Here is a 439-nt window from a genome sequence, read left to right as displayed (position 1 = left end):
CAGCGTCGCGTAGACAAGGCCGGTGTAACCGAAGATCGGCTTGCGGGAGAAGACCGGGAAGATCTCCGAGACGATGCCGAAGAACGGCAGCGCGATGACGTACACCTCGGGGTGACCGAAGAACCAGAACAGGTGCTGCCACAGCATCACACCGCCGGTGGCCGGATCGAAGATGTGGCCGCCCAGCACCCGGTCGACGAACAGACCCATGAACGCGGCGGTGAGCAGCGGGAACACCAGCAGGATCAGCAGGCTGGTGATGAGGATGTTCCAGGTGAAGATCGGCATCCGGAACATGGTCATGCCGGGGGCCCGCAGGCAGACGACGGTGGTGGTGAAGTTGACCGCGCCGAGGATCGTGCCCAGACCCATGATCGCCAGGCCCGTCACCCACAGGTTCGCGCCGACGCCGGGCGTGTGCACCACGTCGGCGAGCGGG

Annotated in this window: 1 protein-coding gene; it reads right to left on the bottom strand. The window is 65.4% G+C overall.

What is annotated here, in order from left to right; genetic code table 11:
• Positions 1–439: cbb3-type cytochrome c oxidase subunit I (locus ACN675_RS29280; RefSeq protein ID WP_420754138.1), on the bottom strand; the 439-nt coding region annotated here is incomplete at both ends.

Source organism: Rhodococcus sp. O3 (genome assembly GCF_048897285.1).
Lineage (GTDB): Bacteria > Actinomycetota > Actinomycetes > Mycobacteriales > Mycobacteriaceae > Rhodococcus.
The sequence above is the reverse complement of the archived record's forward strand: the minus strand, read 5'-3'. Positions and strand labels throughout refer to the sequence as shown.